The sequence below is a fragment of the Pseudoxanthomonas sp. JC1303 genome, from assembly GCF_058448525.1.
Genome location: NZ_CP185958.1, coordinates 2,865,456 through 2,883,289 on the forward strand (window position 1 = coordinate 2,865,456; position 17,834 = coordinate 2,883,289).

Sequence of the window (17,834 nt, forward strand, 5' to 3'; positions counted from 1 at the left end):
TCGGCGCAGCGGGGCCGATGCGCGCTGGCTGACGCTCAGCCCGTCGGTGCCGCCGCCGGCGGCAGGCCGGTGTACTGCGCGCGCGGGCGGATCAACTTGCCCAGCGTCTGCTGTTCCAGCGCATGGGCCAACCAGCCGGCCAGGCGGCCGCTGGCGAAGGTGACCAGCGCCGGCGTGGCGGGCAGCTCGAAGGCGTAACACAGCGTGGCCAGCATCAGATCCACGTTGGGACTCAGCCCGCTGACGTCTTCGGCGCAGGCGATCACCCGTTCGACCTCGCGCATGCGCGGGGTGTCGCCCACCGCAAGGCGCAGCATGGCCAGCAGTTCGGCGGCGCGTGGGTCCCCATGCGGATACAGCGCATGGCCGAAGCCGGGCACGTCGTCGCCACGGTTCCAGCGGGTGGCCAGCGCATCGGCGCCGGCTTCCAGCACGGCATAGGCGCGCGCGGTCGCACCGCCGTGACGCGGTCCGGACAACGCGGCCAGGCCGGTGCAGACCGTGGCATGCAACGGTGCCCCGGTGGAGGCGACCACGCGCGCGGCGAAGGCCGAGACGTTCAGTTCGTGATCGGCGCACAGCACCAGCGCCGCGCGCACCAGCTCGGCGAAGGCGGCGCTACCAGGTACCCAGTGGCCGGCCAGCTGTGCGTGGACCGGCGTGGCGTCGGGTGGGCGGGCGACCAGCAGCGCCGCGTTCTGGCGCAGGAGCAGGGCGGCGGCCTCGTGCCGGACCGGCATGGCGAGGTTGAACGAGCCGCGCGTCTCCAGCGCCAGCAGGGGGATGCAGGCCAATGTGCGCTCCAGTGGCGGCAGTGCGTCGTCCAGGGCCACCCGGGTGATGGTGTCCGGCCACAGCGCAGGCGTGCTGGCGAACGGGTCCTGCGTGCCGCAGTCCCACAGCAGGCGCGCGGTGTCCTCCAGCGTGGCGCCGTCGCGCACCGCCGCGACCGCCGAACGGCCGCGGTAATACGGACCATCGGGCTGGATCAGCGAGATCCGGGTCTCCAGCACGGGCAGGCCGCGGTCCAGGCTCTGTGCGGCCCCGCGAGCCGCCCCGCGCCCGGCGCGCTTGTTCTGCGCCAGCCGTTCGACCTGGGCGCGTCGATACATGCGGCTGCGGTGGTCCGCGCCAGGGCGCGACTCCAGCAGGCCACGGCTGACATAGGCGTAGAGCGTCGCCGGGCTGATGCCCAGCAGGGCACAGGCCTGCCGGGCGGAAATCAGGTCGTGAGGCATGATCTATTGATTTGATCGATCAAGATTGATCAATGCTTCGCAGGGTGCCAGATTGCGCCTCGTCCTGCGAGCGACCGTCCGGGTCGGGCTCGCTTATTGATAAGGAGTGATGTCATGGCCTCCCCAAGTGCCGGCGCCCGCTTCCGTGCCGCCCTGGCCGCCGAGTCCCCGCTGCAGGTGATCGGTGCGATCAACGCCAACCATGCGCTGCTGGCCCAGCGCGCCGGCTACAAGGCGATCTACCTGTCCGGCGGCGGCGTGGCGGCAGGTTCGCTGGGCATGCCGGATCTGGGCATCAACACGCTCGAAGACGTCCTCATCGACACCCGTCGCATCACCGATGTCTGCGATCTGCCGCTGATGGTGGATATCGACACCGGCTTCGGCGCCAGCGCGTTCAACATCGAGCGCACGGTCAAGTCGTTGATCAAGGCCGGCGCGGCGGCCTGCCACCTCGAGGATCAGGTCGGCGCCAAGCGCTGCGGCCATCGTCCAGGCAAGGAGATCGTGTCCCAGAGCGAGATGGTCGATCGCATCAAGGCCGCCGCCGATGCGAAGACCGATCCGGACTTCTTCCTGATAGCGCGCACCGACGCGATCCAGGTCGAGGGCGTGGACAAGGCGATCGAGCGCGCCATCGCCTGCGTGGAGGCTGGCGCCGATGGCATCTTTGCCGAAGCCTCCTACGACCTGGACACCTACCAGCGCTTCGTCGAGGCGGTGAAGGTGCCGGTGTTGGCCAACATCACCGAATTCGGCGCCACCCCGCTGTTCACCCGCGAGGAACTGGCCAGCGTCGGGGTGGCGATCCAGCTGTATCCGCTGTCCGCGTTCCGCGCCATGAACAAGGCCGCAGAACACGTCTACGAAACCATCCGCCGTGACGGTCACCAGAAGGCGGTGGTCGACACGATGCAGACGCGTGAGGAGCTTTACGAGCGCATCGGCTATCACGCGTTCGAAAACAAGCTCGACGCACTGTTCTCCAGGAACAAGGCGGGCTGAGCCCACGCTTGAGCAATCCGCGACGCGCGGTCCTGCCGCGCATCGCATCCAAAGGCATGCAAGAGGAGTGAGCGTCATGAGCGAGACCACCACACCCGGCTTCAAGCCCAAGAAGTCAGTCGCCCTGTCGGGCACGCCGGCGGGCAATACCGCGCTGTGCACCGTCGGCCGCACCGGCAACGACCTGCATTACCGTGGCTACGACATCCTGGACCTGGCCACGACCAGCGAGTTCGAAGAGATCGCCTACCTGCTGGTGCACGGCAAGCTGCCGACCGCCGCCGAACTGCGCGGCTACAAGGCCAAGCTCAAATCGCTGCGCGGCATCCCGGCGGCGGTGAAGGCGGCGCTGGAAGAGCTGCCGCCTTCGGCGCATCCCATGGACGTGATGCGTACCGGCGTGTCCGTGCTGGGCTGCGTCTCGCCGGAGAAGGAGGACCACAACCATCCCGGCGCGCGCGACATCGCCGACAAGCTGATGGCCTGTTTGGGCTCGATGCTGCTGTACTGGTATCACTGGAGCCACAGCGGCCGCGCGATCGATGTGGAAACCGACGATGACTCCATCGGTGGCCACTTCCTGCATCTGCTGCACGGCGAGAAGCCGCAGGATTCCTGGGTCAAGGCGATGCACACCTCGCTGATTCTGTATGCCGAGCACGAGTTCAATGCCTCGACCTTCACCTGTCGCGTCATTGCCGGTACCGGCAGTGACATGTACAGCGCGATCGCCGGCGGTATCGGCGCCTTGCGTGGGCCCAAGCACGGCGGCGCCAACGAGGTGGCCTTCGAAGTGCAGAAGCGCTATGACACGCCCGACGAGGCCGAAGCCGACATCAAGGCACGCGTGGAGCGTAAGGAAGTGGTCATCGGCTTCGGCCATCCGGTGTACACGGTCAGCGATCCGCGCAACAAGGTGATCAAGCAGGTCGCCCGGGAGCTGTCCGAGGAGGCGGCGAGCACCAAGATGTACGACATCGCCGAGCGCCTGGAGTCGGTGATGTGGGACATCAAGAAGATGTTCCCCAACCTGGACTGGTTCAGTGCGGTCAGCTACCACATGATGGGCGTGCCCACGGCAATGTTCACACCGCTGTTCGTGATTGCGCGCACCGCGGGCTGGAGCGCGCATGTGATCGAGCAGCGCATCGACGGCAAGATCATCCGCCCCAGCGCGAACTACACCGGGCCAGAGGATCTGGAGTTCGTTCCATTAAAAAAACGTATCTGAGACGCTGCAGCTAGGCGCGTTTTGGGTCACGAAAAAGGCCGGCGATCGCCGGCCTTTCTCATGCGCGTGATACGCGCCTGCGTCAGGAGCGGGGCTTGAGCGATTGCACGCGATAGAACGTGTGGTCGCCGATGGTCGCTACCGTGTAGGAGTTGCTCCAGGTCGGGTTGGCGATCGCGTGCGCCGCGAAGTGGCTGGCGCCGGGGACGATCTCGCGCCGGGTGCCGCGCGGCAATGCCCAGTTGCGCTCCGAGTCCAGCGCCACTCGAACCGAGCTGGCCCACGCGCCATTGTTCCGCAGGCGGGTGGAGGCCGGCACGATGCCCGGCGCGAACTGATGCCGGGCGGTGACCACATCGCACAGCGAGTCGCCCCACAGGCCGCTGTCGCGGCGCCGCAGCGCGACCTCTGCAACCGCTTCCTGCCCGCGCAGGCTCTGGTCGCGGGCTTCCAGGTAAACCGTCGTCGACAGGCACAGCGAGTCGGCGGCTGGCTGCGGCAACACATGCGACAGCCAGAGAATCCAGGCCAGTTTCATCGAACTCCTTGCTCCGTTTGGCCACATCGGGGCTGTCGTCCCGGTACACCAGGGAAGACGGCTGACGACATGGTTGGGCGTCATGGGGAGGCAGCCGTCTCGCGGGCTGCCCGGTGCCGGTTGCACTGGGGATCAGTGCAAAGACCGGACAAACCCGCCTGAACTGGGCGGCGGGTCGAAAAAGTTGGCGCACGGTAAGGGGCGAATTCGAAACCTCACCTGAACATGACGGCTTGCATTCACCCCCCGATTCAGGGTGGTAGCGCGCCGTTTTCGACGTGGGGAATGCCTCTCGAAGCCTGCTCAGAGTGACGCGGCGAGGCGGCTGGCCTGGTCGATGGCGCGCTTGGCATCCAGTTCCGCGGCGACGTCCGCGCCGCCAATCAGATGAATCTTCATGCCTGCCGCTTCCAGCGCCGTTGCCAGCTCGCGCCGCGGCTCCTGTCCTGCGCAGACGACGACCGTATCGGCAGGCAGCACCTGCACGACATCGTCGATGCGGATGTGCAGCCCGCCGTCATCCATGCGCAGGTATTCCACGCCACCCAGCATGTGCACGCCCTTGGCCTTCAGCGTGGCCCGGTGCACCCAGCCGGACGTCTTGCCCAGCCGCGCGCCGGGGCGACCGGCAGAGCGCTGCAGCAGCCACACTTCGCGGGCGGCAGGCTCAGGGCGAGGAGCGACCAGGCCGCCCGGTGCCTCGAAGCGGGCGTCCACCCCCCATTCGGCCATCCAGCGTGCAGGATCGGTCGACGGGGATGCGCCGTCCTGGACCAGATACTCGGCCACATCGAAGCCGATGCCGCCAGCCCCGATCAGGGCCACGCGGCGGCCAGGCACGGCGCGTCCGGACAGGACATCCACATAGCCGACGACACGAGGATGGTCGGCGCCGGGGAATTCCACCTGGCGTGGCGTGATGCCCGTTGCGAGCACGACGTGATCGAAGCTGCGTAGCATCGCCAGATCCGCCTGGGTGGACAGGCGCAGCGCGACCCCGGTGTCGTCCAGGCGCTGGCGGAAGTAGCGCAGGGTCTCGTGGAACTCTTCCTTGCCCGGGATGCGCTTGGCGTAGTTGAACTGCCCACCGATCTCGGCGCCGGCCTCAAACAGGGTGACGGCGTGTCCACGCTCCGCCGCGACGGTCGCGCAGGCCAGGCCCGCCGGGCCTGCGCCGACAACGGCCACGCGCTGGGGGGCGTCGGTCTTGCGATAGACCAGTTCGGTCTCGGCGCAGGCGCGAGGATTGACCAGGCAGCTCGCGCGCTTGTTCTGGAACACATGATCCAGGCACGCCTGATTGCAGGCGATACACGTGTTGATTCGTTTGGCGTCGCCTTGGCGGGCCTTGCGGACCCAGTGCGGATCGGCAAGCAGCGGACGCGCGAGGGACACCATGTCGGCCTGACCCGATGCCAGGATGTCTTCGGCCACCTGGGGCATATTGATCCGGTTGGTGGCGATGACCGGCACGGCGACCTCGCGCCTGAGCTTGGCGGTCACACCGGCGAAGGCCGCCCGCGGCACCGAGGTCACGATCGTGGGAATGCGTGCCTCATGCCAACCGATGCCGGAGTTGATCAAGGTGGCGCCCGCCGCCTCGACCGCGCGTGCCTGCTGGACGATGTCCGGCCACGCATTGCCGCCTTCGACCAGGTCCACCAGGGACAGACGATAGATGATGATGAAGTCCGGGCCGCAGGCCTCGCGTACGCGTCGCACGATCTCCACCGCAAAGCGCATGCGCCGCGCGGCATCGCCGCCCCAGGCGTCGTCGCGCTGGTTGGTGCGGGCGGCGGTGAACTGGTTGATCAGGTAGCCCTCCGAGCCCATGACCTCCACGCCGTCATAGCCGGCCTCGCGGGCCATGCGCGCGGCATGAACATAGGCGCCGATCTGCCGCTCCACGCCCCGCGCGCTGAGTCCGCGCGGCTTGAACGGGTTGATGGGGGCCTTGATCGCCGAGGGCGCGACCGACAGCGGATGGTAGGCATAGCGACCGGCGTGCAGGAGTTGCAGGCAGATCCTGGCGCCATGTGCGTGGGCGGCCTGGGTGACCTGTCGGTGCGGGCGGCCTTCCCACGGCCAGGACAGCTTGCCGCCGAAGGGCTTGAGCCAGCCGACCATGTTGGGCGCGAAACCACCGGTGACGATCAACCCGACCTCTCCCTGCGCGCGCTCGGCCACATAGGCGGCCAGCTTGGGAAAGTCCGTGGCGCGATCTTCCAGGCCGGTATGCATGGAGCCCATCAGCACGCGGTTGCGCAGCCGCGTGAAGCCAAGATCCAGCGGCGCCAGCAGATGGGGATAGGCGACAGGGGTGTCCGGCGCGTCGGAGGTCGGCATGTCAATACGCTTGCGTACGGTAAGTGCGCGCACCTTGCCGCAAGCTCGTTCGTGGAGCAAGGGTCAGCAGTGCGGTGCCATGCCTGAACGGCGGCCAATGAACGATTTGGATACAAATTCGCGGCGTGGATTTCACGCTCTGTGCGCCTCTGCCTCCGTATAACGTGCCCCGCGCCCAGCACGGAGCGCTGAAGACTTGTTAGGCAGCTGTTAACGTGGTCTTCACGAGTCCCTGCATAATGTGCGCCGGATGTTGACGGCCCAACCGCTGTTCAAACATGGAACTGGAATGCAGAACAGGTCGGGTTTTCCCGCTCCCACGCAGTTCGGTTTTCAAATCTCTGATCTCTCAAGGAGTCGCAAATGAACAAGAAACTTCTCTGCGCCGCGATGCTGGCCGGACTGAGCGTGGCGCAGGCCGCTGCGGCTCAGGAATTTGATGACCGGTGGTACCTGACCGGCGCTGTGGGCTGGAACATGCAGGACAACGATCGCGCGACGGACGATGCGCCGTTCGCTTCGATCGGCCTGGGCAAGTTCATCAGCCCGAACTGGTCGCTGGACGGTGAGCTGAACTACCAGAACCCCAACTTCGAAGACAACCAGGACCTGAACTGGAGCCAGTACGGCATCTCGTTCGACCTGCGTCGCCACTTCATCCAGGAAGGTCGCGGCTGGAACCCCTACGTGCTGATGGGCTTGGGCTACCAGCGTTCGGAAGAAGAGTACGACGCGTTCCCGAGCCCGAACTCTCCGGGCCAGGAGAAGGACGGCAACTTCGCCGCCAAGGTCGGCGTCGGTCTGCAGACCACCTTCGAAAGCAAGGTCGCCGTGCGTGCCGAAGTCGCCTACCGCGGTGATTTCAACGACCAGAGCGTCCACGCTCCGGACGAGTCCTACTTCGGTGACGTGCTGGCCTCGGTCGGCGTGATCATCCCGCTGGGCACCAAGGCTGAGGCCGCTCCGCCGCCGCCGCCGCCGCCGCCGGCCCAGACCTGCGCGGACCTGGATGACGACGGTGACGGCGTCAACAACTGCGACGACAAGTGCCCCGGTTCGCAGGCTGGCCAGACCATCGGTCCGGACGGCTGCCCGGCTCCGGTCACCATCGACCTGAAGGGTGTGAACTTCGACTTCGACAAGTCGACCCTGCGTCCTGACGCGGTGGCGATCCTGTCCGAGGCCGTGCAGATCCTGCAGCGCTACCCCGACCTGCGCGTTGAAGTCGCCGGCCACACCGACTCGGTCGGTACCGACGCCTACAACCAGAAGCTGTCCGAGCGTCGCGCCAAGGCTGTGTACGACTACCTGACCAGCAACGGCATCGACTCCTCGCGTCTGGTCGGCCCGATCGGCTATGGCGAGAGCCGTCCGATCGACACCAACGAGACCGCCGAAGGCCGTGCGAAGAACCGTCGCACCGAGCTGAACGTCCAGAACTAATCTGGCGTCTCGCCGAGCGCCGCAGCCCTGCTGCGGCGCTTCGGGAAATTCGCAGAAGCCCGGCCTCGTGCCGGGCTTCTGCGTTTCCGGGAGCAGGCGGGAAGGCGGAGCGTATTCAGTCTTTTTATTTCAAGTATTTGCAGGAAAAACATCGCGTAACGGTTGATTGCCGGGCGGACGCCTGCCTACACTCGCGCCACCTCTTTGCCAGACACTTTTCCTCCATGCGCGTGCTTCCGTTTGCCGTCCTGTCGCTGCTCGTTGTCGCCCCATTCGCACACGCCCAGCAAGCAGGCGGCTGCAGCGGGATCAGTCCGCAGCCGTTGCCGCAGCGGGCGACGATCCTGCCGCCGGTCGCGGTGGAACTGTTCGCCAACACCACGCGTCTGGGCGCGCCAAGCGGTGTGCTGGCGCAGTCCTATGACGAGTCACAGTCGGTCGACCGCGTGTTGACGCGAATGAAGCTGGACGGCTGCCGGGAGACCGCCATGGCCACGCCTGCGGCCTCGGCCAACGATCCGGCGGCTTACAAGCCCAAGACGCAGTTCGACAACTCGCCCTGGCGTTTCGACATGAACCAGAACGGCAAGCGCATGACGGCCGACGAGTTCGATGCCTGGATGAAGGCGCGTGGGGTGCGCGTGGTCAAGGCCAAGCCAGCCGCGGCCGTTCCCGCCCCGGCAGCGCCGGGTGAGGCTTCCACGGCACCCGCGGGCCAGGTGCCGGCCGTGGCTGAGCCGGCGGGCAAGAACTGAGTACCTCCGTCCGTCACAGCGGTCGATAGGGCTGGGTTTGAACGGATGACCGTGCGCCGCAGGCCCTTGCCGGGCGCCGCACCGCGCCACGGGTTGGCGCGGGCACTCTCCAAGCTGGGGCTGTGTTCGCGCACCGAAGCGGCGCGCTGGATCGAAGCCGGTCGCGTGCGCGTTGACGGACGTGTGGTGCGGGATCCCGAATTTCCGACGATCGCAGGCGAGTCGCGCATCGAGGTCGACGGTCTGTCGGGTGCAGGCGCCAAGCGCCGCTATCTGATGCTCAACAAGCCACGCGGCCTGATCACGACTGCGGCCGACGAGCGTGGGCGCGAAACGATCTACCGCTGCTTCGAGGGCGTGGACCTGCCTTGGCTGGCGCCGGTCGGACGCCTGGACAAGGCCAGCGAGGGCCTGTTGCTGATGAGCAACGACCCTGCATGGGCCGCCGCGATCACCGATCCGGGGATCGGCCCGTCCAAGACTTACCACGTGCAGATCGATGCGATTCCCGATGCCGCGCTGCTGGCCCGGCTGGCGCATGGAGTCTTGAGCGACGGCGAACCGCTGCGCGCCGCCCGCGCCACGCTGCTGCGCACCGGAACACGCAACGCCTGGCTGGAGATCACCCTGGACGAGGGCCGCAATCGCCAGATCCGCCGGCTGCTTGAGGCCTTGGATCTGGCGACGCTGCGCCTGGTGCGCGTGGCGATCGGCACGTTGCCGCTGGGCGGGCTGGCGAAAGGCGCGTGGCGGGACCTGACAGCGCAGGAAGTCAGCGCGCTCGCGCCGCCTTCGGACGTCCGCTAGGCATCACGCCAGCGCTGCAGGCGCTTGTCCAGCAACGCGGTGACCACTTCGATCGCGCGCGCATCCTGCGGGCCATTGGCGTCGTGACGGTGGCCCTTGCCGTGATTGCATGACGCGCACGCCAGTGCGAGGTTGCGCGGATCGTCGGCATCGCCGCCGACGCGGGCGGTCAGCGCCCGTGCGCTTGCCATGCCGAACCAGCTTTGCGGCACCACGTGTTCCAGGGTCGCCGCGCCAAGCGGTTCTCCATCGGCACGCAGCTGCAGAACGCGCCGACAATGCAGGCAACGGGTGGTCCAGACCTCTTCGTTGATGACGGCATGCGCATCGGTCCGCGCGGCCAGCAGCAGGCGTTGACGCAGGACGGTGCGCATGCCGGCAGGACTCAGCCCTTGAGGACGCCCAACTCGAGGCCGATGCGGGTGAAAGCGTCGATGGCCCGATCCAGGTGAGCGCGTGTATGCGCCGCGCTGATCTGGGTGCGGATGCGCGCCTGGCCCTTGGGCACGACCGGAAAGAAGAAGCCGATCGCGTAGATGCCTTCTTCCAGCAGACGCTCGGCGAAGCGCTGCGCCAGCGGGGCGTCGTAGAGCATCACCGGGCTGATCGGGTGCACACCGGGCTTCACATCGAAGCCGGCGGCGGTCATTTTCTCGCGGAAGTAGGTGGTGTTTTCCTTGAGCTGCGTGCGCAGGTCGCCGGCCGCATCGAGCATGTCGAAGGCGGTAATGCCGGCGGCCACCACGTGCGGCGGCAGCGAGTTGGAGAACAGATACGGGCGCGAGCGCTGGCGCAACAGTTCGATCACTTCGCTGCTGGCCGTGGTGAAGCCGCCGAGCGCGCCGCCCATCGCTTTGCCCAGCGTGCCGGTGATGATGTCGATCTTGTCCAGCACGCCCTTGACCTCGGCCGAGCCACGGCCGGTGTCGCCGAGAAACCCGGTGGCATGGCATTCGTCGATGTGGACCAGCGCGTTGTACTTTTTCGCCAGCGTGGTGATCTCGTCGAGCGGGGCGATGAAACCGTCCATCGAGAACACACCGTCAGTGGTGATCAGCTTGGTCCTGCAGCCGGCGGCATCGGCGGCCTGCAGTTGGGCTTCGAGGTCGGCCATGTCGCAATTGGCATAGCGGAAGCGCTTGGCCTTGCACAGGCGCACGCCATCGATGATCGAGGCGTGGTTGAGCGCGTCGGAAATGATCGCATCGTCCTCGCTCAACAGCGGTTCGAACAGTCCGCCGTTGGCGTCGAAGCAGGCCGCATACAGAATCGTGTCCTGCTTGCCGAAGAAGTGGGCGATCTTGGCTTCCAACTGCTTGTGCAGGTCCTGGGTGCCGCAGATGAAGCGCACCGAGGCCATGCCGAATCCATGCGTATCCAGCGCGGCCTTGGCCGAGGCGATGATGTCCGGGTGGTCGGCCAGCCCCAGGTAGTTGTTGGCGCAGAAGTTCAGCACCGTGCGGCCATCGGCCAGGGTGATTTCCGCCGACTGCGGCCCGGTGATGATGCGTTCGGACTTGAACAGGCCGGCGTCCCGGATCCCTTCCAGTTCCTCGATATAGCGGTGGGTGAGGGCGGAAGCATCATTCATCGGTCAGGCCTGTGTGCGAACGGGAGACCGCATTTTACGCGGCAGCTGCGAGCCAAATCGGTCACGCATGCTGTCCAGTACAGGCCTCAAGGCGTTGCGCACGATTTGAGGGAGGTGTGCGCTTTCGCTCGCCATGCCAACGATCCTGCCTGGGCGACCCTGCAGGGCTGATTGCTTCGTGAGGAGATCGGGGGCGTTTCAGTCAAGTTGCACGTATATGCGGTTGAATTCGTAACAAAAAATCGGTTGACGGCGTCGGAGGGCGCGGCGCAATATCCAGAGAACTTGCGGTTAAAAAACCGTGAAAGCGCCGATCAGTTCTCATCGCAGGCGCGCTTCACTGCAGTTGTGTTGGTAAGGCGCTGTTCCCCCACCCACGCAGGAGAGTCAGATGAATGCAGCAAGCGTGCGTTTCGTCGTGGCCGTCGTCGTCCTGGCGACGCTGCCAATGGTTGCAATGGCGCAGGAAGCTCCGGAGGAAGAAGCCGGATCGGCCTGGTCATGGTCGCTTAGCGCGACCACCGATTACCGTTTCCGCGGTTTGTCCCAGACCGGTGTCGATCCGGCCTTCCAGGCAGGCCTGACCTACAGCGCGCCGTTCGGCCTGTACGTCGGGACCTGGGCGTCCAATGTCGACTTCGGCGAGGGCGATCCTGACCACGAGGTCGACGCCTTCATCGGCTACAACGCCGATCTCACCGACTGGGCCAACCTGGACGTGATGATCAACCGCTACAACTATCCGGGCGCTGGTGCGTTGAATTACAACGAACTGTTGACCAAGGTGACCTTCCTGGAGAACTACAGCCTGTTGGTCGGCTACACGGACAACGTGTTCAACAGCGATACCGATGGCTGGTATTACCAGGCGGCCGCCAGCTACCCGTTGCCTAGGGATTTCAGCGTGGGCGCCTCGGTCGGCAAGAGCGAGTTCGAGGATGGCACGGTCGGGCGGGACTACATGGATTGGTCGGTGAGCATCGGCAAGTCCTTCGGCCCGCTCACGCTGACAGCCGCCTACATCGGCACCGACGGGGATGGACGTGACGCGTATGGCGAGATCGCCGACGACAAGGTGGTGATCAGCGCGACCGTGGCCAACTGAAGCACGTTGCCGGCTTCAACATGAAAAAGGCGCCCGACAGGGCGCCTTTTTTTTAAGGGGAACGAACCTCAGTTCCAGCTCAGCACGACCTTGCCGGCCTTGCCTTCCTCCATCAGGTCGAAGCCCTTCTGGAACTCGTCGATCGGCAACTGGTGGGTCAGCACCTTGCCCAGCGGGAAGCCGCTCAGCACCAGCTGGGTCATCTTGTACCAGGTCTCGTACATCTTGCGGCCGTAGATGCCCTGGACGGTCAGGCCCTTGAAGATGATCTTGTCCCAGTCGCAACCGGCGCCCTTGGGCATGATCCCCAGCATGGCGATCTTGCCGCCGTGGTACATGCACTCGAGCATGTCGTTGAAGGCGCGCGGATTGCCGCTCATCTCAAGCCCGACGTCGAAGCCTTCCATGTGCAGTTCGCCCATCACCTCCTTGAGCGAGGTGTTGGACACGTTGACCACCCGGGTGGCGCCCATGTCGGCGGCCAGCTTGAGGCGGAAATCGTTGACGTCGGTGACCACCACGTTGCGCGCGCCGATGTGCTTGCAGATGCCGGCGGCGATGATGCCGATCGGGCCGGCGCCGGTGATCAGCACGTCCTCGCCGATCACGTCGAACTCCAGCGCGCAATGCGCCGCGTTGCCGTAGGGGTCGAAGAACGCGGCCAGCTCGGACGGGATCTGGTCGGGGATCGGCCACAGGTTGGAGGCCGGCATGACCATGTACTCGGCGAAGGCGCCGTTGACGTTGACACCGATGCCGACGGTGTTGGGGCACAGGTGCGGTCGCCCGCCGCGGCAGTTGCGGCAGTGGCCGCAGACGATGTGGCCTTCGGCAGACACGCGCTGGCCGATCTCATAGCCAGTTACCGCCGAGCCCAGCTCGGCGATGCGGCCGACGAACTCGTGGCCGATGGTCAGGCCCGGCTTGATCGTGCGCTGACTCCACTCGTCCCACAGGTAGATGTGCAGGTCGGTCCCGCAGATGGCGGTCTTCTCCAGCTTGACCAGCACCTCGTTGGGGCCGGGCGTGGGCTTGGCCACCTGTTCCAGCCAGATGCCCTTGCCCGCTTCGCGCTTGACCAGCGCCTTCATCGTGTCCGCCATGGTGCGAGAGAACCCAAGCCAAAGAAGGCGACGATTATAGGCTGGCGGCCTGTTCAAATCGTTTCACCCGACACCTTCCTGGTGCCGGACCCGGCTGGCCCGGGTCGGGCCAGCCGGTGGGAGGCGCCTCAGAAGCGTGCGTCGATTGTCAGGAACAGCTGGCGCGGCGCCCCGGCCATCAGGGTCTGGTTGTAGCCGTCCGGGTCGGAGGCCACATAGCCGCCCGTGCCGGTGGTGGCGAAGTAATGCTTGTCGGCCAGGTTGGTCACGTTCAGCGAAACGCCCAGGCTGGACAGCATGCCAATCTGGCCGAAGTCGTAGCCGCCGCCGGCGTTGAACAGCCAGTAGCCCGGCACCTGGGAGTCGTTGAGGTAGGTGATGTAGCGCTTGCCGGTGTACTTGCCGTCGATCGAGGCATGCCAGCCGTCCTTTCGCCAGGACAGGCTGGAGGAGGCCATCAGCTCCGGCAGGCCGACCACGTGCTTGCCGGAGGTGGCGACCACGCCGTTGTTGAGGTAATCGTCCTGGTACTCGGACTTGTTGTACGACACGGTGTTGAGCCAGCTCAGTCCATCGGCCGGCTTCCACACCAGGGCCAGATCCACGCCGGTGCTGTCCACCTCGCCGACGTTGCTCAGGATCGCCGAACAGGTCTGGATCGCGCTGCACGGCGAGATGGTCAGCAGGCGGTTGGAGAAGCGGGTGTAGTAGGCGCCGACCGAGGCCTCATAGCCCTCGCCATGTGCGCGCCAGCCGGCCTGCAGGGTCTTGGATTCCTCAGGCTTGAGCGTGTTCTTGAGGCTGTCGAAGGTCGCCTGGCTGGTGGCGAACGGGCTGTAATCGTAGGCGGCGATGTTCTTGCTGTAGGACGCGTACAGGTCCTGCGCATCATCCAGCTTGAAGCTGGCGCCGACCTGCGGCAGGAAGCCGTCGTCGGCCTTCATTTCCCCCTGGGCGTAGCTGGCGCTTGTCACCAGCGAGCGTGCGCGGACCGTGGTGCTCACGGCTTTGGCGCCGACGTTGACGGTCAGGCGGTCGTCCATGAAGTGCATCGTGTCCTGGGCGTAGAACAGGCGCGAGTGTGTCTGATATTTCTGCAGGAACTGGCGATAGAACGGCGTGCCGACGTCGTAGAAGTTGTAGATCGACGTGAACGGCGCATCGAGCGTGAAGTAATTGCGCTCCTGGGTGTTCTGCGCGTTTTCCGCCCAGCCGCCGAGCTCAAGGTCATGCTGGCCGATGCTGAACTTCAGCGCGCCGGTCGCGCCGAAGCGGTCCAGCCCGTAGTCGGTGGTACGCATGGACAGCGGCACGGTGGCCGAGGAGGGGACATAGGGCGTGACCCATTGTCCTTCGCCGCGGTCGCCATGGTAGTAGCCGGTGACATCCAGCGTCGCGGCGCCACCCAGGTTGAAGCTGCCGGCCAAGGCGGCCAGGGTGTCGTTGCGCAGGCCTGCGCCCCAGTAATACGCCGCGTCCAGCCAGTCGTAGTCGGCCGGCAGTGCCGCCAGCGAGGCGGGATAGCCGTTGGCCACGCCGCTGTAGGTGCCGGTGGACTGGTAGGCGTTGGCCATCTGCGCGGCGGTCGCCCAGTCGGGACTGAAGTAGTCCCAGTTCCAGCCCAGTGCCTTCTGGCTGGTCAGCGACAGGTCCATGTAGTCCTGCTCCTTACGGCGCGACTTGTCCACGAACAGGCTGATGCGATTGCCATCGCCGAAGGTGTAGAGCGCCTTGGCGTTGAACTGTTCGTAGCGCTGGCTGCCGTCGCCTTTCCACTTGTCCATGTCCGAATCGGCATAGGCCAGGTACGCGGAGAACCCGTTGTGTTCACCGGTATCCAGGCGGGCATAGGTGCGACGGGCGCCATCGGAACCAAAGGTCTGCGCCACGCGCCCGCCGAAGCTCATGTCCGGGTCGGCCGAGTAGAACTGCAGCGTGCCACCGAGATTGCTGTTGGAGGCGGTGCCCAGGGCGCCGGCACCCTGCGCCAGTTCGACCGAGGCGATGTTCTCGGACAGGATCGCGCGGGTGATCGACAGGCCGTTGGTGACGCCATAGCTCATGTTGCCCAGCGGCACGCCATCCAGGGTGAAGCCAAGCCGGCTCTGGTCGAAGCCATGCAGGTAGATCGAGGTGGACCACTCGTAGGCGCCGGTGGCATCGGCCGACTGGAACTGCACGCCGGGCAGCTTGTCGATGGCCTTCAGCGCGCTGCTGCCGGCGGGCAGGCGTTCGATGTCCTGCTGGCTGATGCGCTGCACCTGGCGGGTACTGCCGGGGGCGACCACGGAGACGGCATCGAGCTGGGTGGCCCCGGTATCGGCCGTGTCCTCGACAGGCGTGTCGTCGGCCTGTGCGATGGCGGGAAGAAGGCAGAGCAGGGCAAGCGCCAGCACCGAAAGGCGCGGCGAAGGGTTGGGAGATGACATCGGCGACAGTCTTGGTAGGGGAGGCGGCGGCACGGTGTCACGCCATCATGAAAGCGCGATGACGCAACGGTGACCGCGTCACCTGTCGTGCGCTTGCCATCTACTTGACGTATACCGTCGAGCGCGCCGCGCCCAAGCGGTTGGCTCTCCCGTTCGCACAAGGTCCCTGCATGTCCACGCTGTCGCGTCGTGATTTCCTCCAGCGCCTGTCCGCACTCACCGCCGCTGGCCTGCTGCCGGCCTCCATCGGCCGCGCGCTGGCACTGCCGGCACAGGTGCGCAGCGGCACGATCGCCGACATGGAGCACGTGGTGATCCTGATGCAGGAGAACCGCTCGTTCGATCACTACTTCGGTACGCTGCGCGGGGTCCGCGGCTTCGACGATCCGCGTCCGCTGATGCTGGGCGAGAGAACTTCGGTGTGGCAGCAGCGCCAGGACAACGGCGACGCCATCCTGCCGTTCCGGCTGGACGCGCGCGCCACCAACGCGGCGCTGATGAAGAGCCTGGATCATTCGTGGAAAGGTGCACACGGGCAGGACGCGGCGCGCTGGCAGCACTACGACTGCTGGGTGCCCTACAAGAGTGCGATGAGCATGGGCCACTTCACGCGCCAGGACATCCCCTTCTATCACGCGCTAGCCGATGCCTTCACCGTGTGCGACGGCTATTTCTGCTCGATGCATGGGCCGACCAATCCCAATCGCATGTACCTGTTTTCCGGCAGCAGCGGACTGTGCGTGGGCAACGATGGCGCGCAGGCGGTGGACAACGCCGATGACGGCAACTGGACGGCCGACATGGCGCGCGACAAGCCGGGCTTCACCGGCATGCGCTGGACCACCTATGCAGAGCGCCTGCAGGAAGCCGGGATCGATTGGCGCGTCTATCAGGAGTTCGACAACTACGGCGACAACACGCTGTCATCGTTCGCGCGTTTCCGGGCGATGGACGTGCGCGATCCGCTGTATCAGCGCGGGCGTTCCATCGTCGCCGGTTCGAGCGCGGAAAACGCGGCGCAGACCACCGCCCAGCATCTGGTCGATGCGTTCGCAAGCGATGTGCGCAATGGCAAGCTGCCGCAGGTGTCCTGGATCGTCGCGCCGTATCCGTACAGCGAGCATCCCGAGGCCACGCCGGCGCACGGAGAATCGCTGGCCTCGCGCATCCTCGATGCGCTCACCGCCGTGCCCGAGGTGTGGGCGCGCACCTGCCTGATCATCAACTACGACGAGAACGACGGCTTCTTCGATCATGTGCCGGCGCCGCAGCCGGCGTTGGACGCCACCATGGGCGTGAGCCAGGTCGACACGCAGGGCGAGAGTTACCAGGGCACGCCGGTGGGCCTGGGCATCCGCGTGCCGATGACCGTGGTGTCGCCGTGGACGCGCGGGGGCTGGGTGAACTCGCAGGTGTTCGACCACACCTCGGTGCTGCGCCTGCTGGAGACGCGCTTCGGGGTCGCCGAGCCGAACATCAGCCCGTGGCGGCGCGCGGTGACCGGCGACCTGACCAGCGTGTTCGACTTCGCCACGCCGGACGATTCGGCCCTGTCCGCGCTGCCGTCCACCGCCGACTACCTGCAGCGCATGCAGGCCGCTTCGATCCAGCCCGCGCCGGTGGTCCCGGTGCCGGGAATGCAGCCGAAGCAGGAGCCGGGCCAGCGCCCGGCGCGCGCGCTGCCCTACGCGCTACAGGTGCACGCGCGCCACGGCGATGAAGGCCTGCGCCTGACCCTCATCAACGACGGCGATGCCGCTGCGGCATTCAACGTCTACGCGCCCGGCAGCGATGCGGGTCCGTGGTACTACACGGTGATGCCGCGCAGCCGGGTGGAAGACGCGCCACACGGGCTGCCGTCCGGCGCCTACGCGCTAACGGTCCATGGGCCCAATGGCTTTTTGCGCGAGTTCGCCGGCGATGCGCAGGCCGCGCCGCAGGTCGAAGCCACGCAGGACGGCGGGACGCTGGTGCTGCAGTGCTCCAACCCGACCCGCGAGGCCTGCCAACTGCAGGTGCGCGCGTTGGACTACGCGGCTCCCGCGCCGCAATCGCTCGATCTGGCACCCGGCCAGCGGCACACCCTGCGCCTTGCCCTGGCCGACAGCGACCACTGGTACGACCTGGAAGTGGTCCAGCCCGGCGCGGCCTTCCGTCGGCGCCTGGCCGGCCATCTGGAAACCGGCCGCCCCAGCCGCAGCGACCCGGCGATCGGACGCGCCAGCTGACGCCCACGTCGGCAC

General features: G+C 66.3%; 14 protein-coding genes. 7 read left to right on the forward strand and 7 right to left on the reverse strand.

Annotation, left to right across the window (positions count from 1 at the left end):
• Positions 1-35 precede the first annotated feature (35 nt).
• Positions 36-1,238, reverse strand: a complete 1,203-nt coding sequence (locus ACORQU_RS12860) for a citrate synthase family protein (RefSeq protein ID WP_491641512.1) — start codon at positions 1,236-1,238, stop codon at positions 36-38.
• A gap of 114 nt (positions 1,239-1,352) precedes the next feature.
• Here ACORQU_RS12860 and prpB point away from each other — a divergent pair, with 114 nt between their 5' ends.
• The gene (gene prpB / locus ACORQU_RS12865) at positions 1,353-2,243 is read left to right on the forward strand and encodes a methylisocitrate lyase (RefSeq protein WP_491641514.1); all 891 of its coding nucleotides are present in this window, start codon (positions 1,353-1,355) and stop codon (positions 2,241-2,243) included.
• 76 nt (positions 2,244-2,319) lie between these two features.
• On the forward strand, positions 2,320-3,474 hold the full coding sequence (gene prpC, locus ACORQU_RS12870) for a bifunctional 2-methylcitrate synthase/citrate synthase (RefSeq protein WP_491641515.1): 1,155 nt from the start codon (positions 2,320-2,322) through the stop codon (positions 3,472-3,474).
• A gap of 82 nt (positions 3,475-3,556) precedes the next feature.
• Here prpC and ACORQU_RS12875 read toward each other — a convergent pair whose 3' ends face one another.
• On the reverse strand, positions 3,557-4,012 hold the full coding sequence (locus tag ACORQU_RS12875) for a cell wall hydrolase (protein ID WP_271644858.1): 456 nt from the start codon (positions 4,010-4,012) through the stop codon (positions 3,557-3,559).
• Between the two features lie 303 nt (positions 4,013-4,315).
• Positions 4,316-6,358, reverse strand: a complete 2,043-nt coding sequence (locus ACORQU_RS12880; RefSeq protein ID WP_491641516.1) for an oxidoreductase — start codon at positions 6,356-6,358, stop codon at positions 4,316-4,318.
• Between the two features lie 363 nt (positions 6,359-6,721).
• On the opposite strand from ACORQU_RS12880, the gene ACORQU_RS12885 reads away from it, so the two are divergent.
• The 3 genes from ACORQU_RS12885 to ACORQU_RS12895 all read left to right on the forward strand — a co-directional run bounded on the left by ACORQU_RS12885 (position 6,722) and on the right by ACORQU_RS12895 (position 9,363).
• Positions 6,722-7,801, forward strand: coding sequence for an OmpA family protein (locus tag ACORQU_RS12885; protein WP_491641517.1), 1,080 nt, complete (start codon positions 6,722-6,724; stop codon positions 7,799-7,801).
• 224 nt (positions 7,802-8,025) lie between these two features.
• Entirely contained in the window at positions 8,026-8,556 is a 531-nt protein-coding gene (locus tag ACORQU_RS12890) for a hypothetical protein (RefSeq protein WP_491641518.1), read from the forward strand.
• Between the two features lie 45 nt (positions 8,557-8,601).
• Positions 8,602-9,363: a pseudouridine synthase gene (locus tag ACORQU_RS12895; protein ID WP_491641519.1), complete on the forward strand. Its 762-nt coding sequence runs from the start codon at positions 8,602-8,604 to the stop codon at positions 9,361-9,363.
• Here the strand turns inward: ACORQU_RS12895 and ACORQU_RS12900 are convergent.
• On the reverse strand, positions 9,360-9,737 hold the full coding sequence (locus ACORQU_RS12900; RefSeq protein ID WP_491641520.1) for an HNH endonuclease: 378 nt from the start codon (positions 9,735-9,737) through the stop codon (positions 9,360-9,362). The two genes, ACORQU_RS12895 and ACORQU_RS12900, sit on opposite strands and share 4 nt — an antisense overlap.
• Before the next feature lie 11 nt (positions 9,738-9,748).
• Positions 9,749-10,954, reverse strand: a complete 1,206-nt coding sequence (kbl, locus tag ACORQU_RS12905) for a glycine C-acetyltransferase (RefSeq protein WP_491641521.1) — start codon at positions 10,952-10,954, stop codon at positions 9,749-9,751.
• A gap of 391 nt (positions 10,955-11,345) precedes the next feature.
• On the opposite strand from kbl, the gene ACORQU_RS12910 reads away from it, so the two are divergent.
• The gene (locus tag ACORQU_RS12910) at positions 11,346-12,059 is read left to right on the forward strand and encodes a TorF family putative porin (protein ID WP_491641522.1); all 714 of its coding nucleotides are present in this window, start codon (positions 11,346-11,348) and stop codon (positions 12,057-12,059) included.
• 68 nt (positions 12,060-12,127) lie between these two features.
• On the opposite strand, the gene tdh is transcribed toward ACORQU_RS12910, so the two are convergent.
• Together tdh and ACORQU_RS12920 are read right to left on the reverse strand one after the other, a co-directional pair.
• A complete protein-coding gene (gene tdh, locus ACORQU_RS12915; RefSeq protein WP_491641523.1) occupies positions 12,128-13,162 on the reverse strand; it encodes an L-threonine 3-dehydrogenase in 1,035 nt (344 codons plus the stop codon).
• 128 nt (positions 13,163-13,290) lie between these two features.
• Entirely contained in the window at positions 13,291-15,591 is a 2,301-nt protein-coding gene (locus ACORQU_RS12920) for a TonB-dependent receptor family protein (RefSeq protein WP_491641524.1), read from the reverse strand.
• Positions 15,592-15,761: 170 nt separating this feature from the next.
• Here ACORQU_RS12920 and ACORQU_RS12925 point away from each other — a divergent pair, with 170 nt between their 5' ends.
• Entirely contained in the window at positions 15,762-17,819 is a 2,058-nt protein-coding gene (locus ACORQU_RS12925) for a phosphocholine-specific phospholipase C (protein ID WP_491641526.1), read from the forward strand.
• Positions 17,820-17,834 lie beyond the last annotated feature (15 nt).

What these genes read in the sequence shown, in the direction of transcription:
- ACORQU_RS12860 (WP_491641512.1), bottom strand. Translation starts at nt 1,238, where the DNA reads ATGCCTCACGACCTGATTTCCGCCCGGCAGGCCTGTGCCCTGCTGGGC.
- prpB (WP_491641514.1), top strand. Translation starts at nt 1,353, where the DNA reads ATGGCCTCCCCAAGTGCCGGCGCCCGCTTCCGTGCCGCCCTGGCCGCC.
- prpC (WP_491641515.1), top strand. Translation starts at nt 2,320, where the DNA reads ATGAGCGAGACCACCACACCCGGCTTCAAGCCCAAGAAGTCAGTCGCC.
- ACORQU_RS12875 (WP_271644858.1), bottom strand. Translation starts at nt 4,012, where the DNA reads ATGAAACTGGCCTGGATTCTCTGGCTGTCGCATGTGTTGCCGCAGCCA.
- ACORQU_RS12880 (WP_491641516.1), bottom strand. Translation starts at nt 6,358, where the DNA reads ATGCCGACCTCCGACGCGCCGGACACCCCTGTCGCCTATCCCCATCTG.
- ACORQU_RS12885 (WP_491641517.1), top strand. Translation starts at nt 6,722, where the DNA reads ATGAACAAGAAACTTCTCTGCGCCGCGATGCTGGCCGGACTGAGCGTG.
- ACORQU_RS12890 (WP_491641518.1), top strand. Translation starts at nt 8,026, where the DNA reads ATGCGCGTGCTTCCGTTTGCCGTCCTGTCGCTGCTCGTTGTCGCCCCA.
- ACORQU_RS12895 (WP_491641519.1), top strand. Translation starts at nt 8,602, where the DNA reads ATGACCGTGCGCCGCAGGCCCTTGCCGGGCGCCGCACCGCGCCACGGG.
- ACORQU_RS12900 (WP_491641520.1), bottom strand. Translation starts at nt 9,737, where the DNA reads ATGCGCACCGTCCTGCGTCAACGCCTGCTGCTGGCCGCGCGGACCGAT.
- kbl (WP_491641521.1), bottom strand. Translation starts at nt 10,954, where the DNA reads ATGAATGATGCTTCCGCCCTCACCCACCGCTATATCGAGGAACTGGAA.
- ACORQU_RS12910 (WP_491641522.1), top strand. Translation starts at nt 11,346, where the DNA reads ATGAATGCAGCAAGCGTGCGTTTCGTCGTGGCCGTCGTCGTCCTGGCG.
- tdh (WP_491641523.1), bottom strand. Translation starts at nt 13,162, where the DNA reads ATGGCGGACACGATGAAGGCGCTGGTCAAGCGCGAAGCGGGCAAGGGC.
- ACORQU_RS12920 (WP_491641524.1), bottom strand. Translation starts at nt 15,591, where the DNA reads ATGTCATCTCCCAACCCTTCGCCGCGCCTTTCGGTGCTGGCGCTTGCC.
- ACORQU_RS12925 (WP_491641526.1), top strand. Translation starts at nt 15,762, where the DNA reads ATGTCCACGCTGTCGCGTCGTGATTTCCTCCAGCGCCTGTCCGCACTC.